The following is a 1,679-nucleotide window of genomic DNA, read 5'->3' on the forward strand; positions in this document are numbered from 1 at the left end:
AGCGGGGAGCCGATAACGGGCCTGTTCGCCGCCGGGAACGCGATGGCCGGCGTGACCGGGCGGGCCTACGGCGGCGCGGGTGGAACAATCGGTCCGGCAATGGTTTTCGGCTACCGGGCGGGTCATGCGGCCGCCACGGGGAAGTCGGTCGATCTAGACTAGTTCCATGACGTCGCTCGTGTGGGACCAGCACACCTGCCTGCCTCTGCAGGCGGACACCGACGTCGACCCCCTGACCCGCTACGGGCGCCCCGCGGGGGCATTGGTGTCCGTCAACGCGGGGTATTCGCCCCACACCTTCGACGACGCGACCGCCCTGCTGCGGCATTATCGTTCGGCGGTGGACGCCCACCCACAGCTGGCGTTGGCGGACACCCTCGGCGATGTCGCCGCGATCACCCGCGGCGGCCGGATCGCCGTGGTGTTCGACCTCGAGGACTCCGGTCCCCTCGACGGCAACCTCAACAACCTGGCCCCCCTCGCCGGGCTCGGCGTGCGCACCTTGCTGCCCACCTATAACCACGCCAACCGCGCCGGCAGCGGTTGCCTGGACACCACCGACGGCGGCCTCACCGCATGGGGCCGTTCACTCGTCGGCGAGATGAATCGCGTGGGCGTCGTTCCCGACGGATCGCACTGCAGCGCCCGCACCGGGCTTGACATGTGCGAAATCTCGAGTGGGCCAGTCATTTACAGCCATTCCTGCATGCGCACCGTCTGGGAGCACCCGCGCAACATCACCGACGACCAGGCCCGAGCCAGCGCCGCGACGGGCGGCGTCATCGGCGTCACCGGCGTCGGCATCTTCCTGGGACCCAACACCCCAACCCTCGACGCGATGGCGCGGCACCTGGAATACGCCGCCGAGCTCGTCGGCATCGACCACGTCGGCGTCAGCACCGACTTCTCGTTTGATTTCGCGGATTTCCACGACGAAGTCGCCCGCAACCCGCAGCTGTTCGACGAAAGTTACACCCGCTGGGGACCGATTCAATGGATGCCGCCCGAAACCTTCCTGGGGCTCGAGCAGCATCTGCGCGGCCGCGGGTGGGGCGCCCCCGACGTCGCGGCCGTGCTCGGCGGGAACTTCTATCGGGTGGCGCGACAGGCGTGGCGCACGTAGTGCGTAATCCCTTGTGTCACTGTGGTTTCACTGGTCACAGCGCGGGCGTTTTTGTCGGTGGGTGTTCGTAGAGTTTGGGGCATGGGTGCGAGCAGTCGTGACGAGATCGTCGAGGTTTTCGACGCGCTCGATCACGATGCAGAGCGCCTGTGCGCGTTGTCTTTCGACGTGTTCACCACCCCGGAACGGTTACGGGCCCTGGAGCGCCTGGAGCGCGTGGCACGCCGGCTGCGCACCCCCGGGCACGCATTGATCAACCAACTCGAGGCGCAGGCCAGCACGGCAGAATTGGGCGGCACGCTGCGTTCGGCGTTGGCCGACCGGTTGCGCATCACCAAGGCCGAGGCCGCCCGGCGCGTCGATGAGGCCGAGGACCTGGGCCAGCGTCGCGCGCTGACCGGCGAGCCGCTGGCGCCGAAGTTGGCCGCGACCGCCGCCGGGCAACGCCAGGGCCTGATCGGCGACGGGCAGGTGAAGGTGATCCGCGGCTTTTTCGCCCAGCTGCCCGCGCAGGTCGACGTGGGCACCCGCGCGCACGCCGAAGCCGACCTGGCCG

Annotated in this window: 2 protein-coding genes and 1 pseudogene; all 3 read left to right on the top strand. The window is 69.0% G+C overall.

Annotated features, from left to right (window positions below):
• A pseudogene (locus A5787_RS27150) lies at positions 1-162 on the top strand (FAD-binding protein); the annotation flags it as partial.
• 4 nt (positions 163-166) lie between these two features.
• Positions 167-1,123: a dipeptidase gene (locus A5787_RS01850; RefSeq protein WP_066960776.1), complete on the top strand. Its 957-nt coding sequence runs from the start codon at positions 167-169 to the stop codon at positions 1,121-1,123.
• A gap of 81 nt (positions 1,124-1,204) precedes the next feature.
• On the top strand, positions 1,205-1,679 hold a 475-nt coding region (locus tag A5787_RS01855), incomplete at its 3' end, for a DUF222 domain-containing protein (protein ID WP_156763716.1).

This window comes from Mycobacterium sp. 852002-50816_SCH5313054-b (assembly GCF_001667185.1).
In the GTDB taxonomy this organism is placed as follows: Bacteria; Actinomycetota; Actinomycetes; order Mycobacteriales; family Mycobacteriaceae; genus Mycobacterium.

Excerpts from the sequence above, each read along its gene's own strand:
- A5787_RS01850 (WP_066960776.1), top strand. The coding sequence starts at position 167 with ATGACGTCGCTCGTGTGGGACCAGCACACCTGCCTGCCTCTGCAGGCG.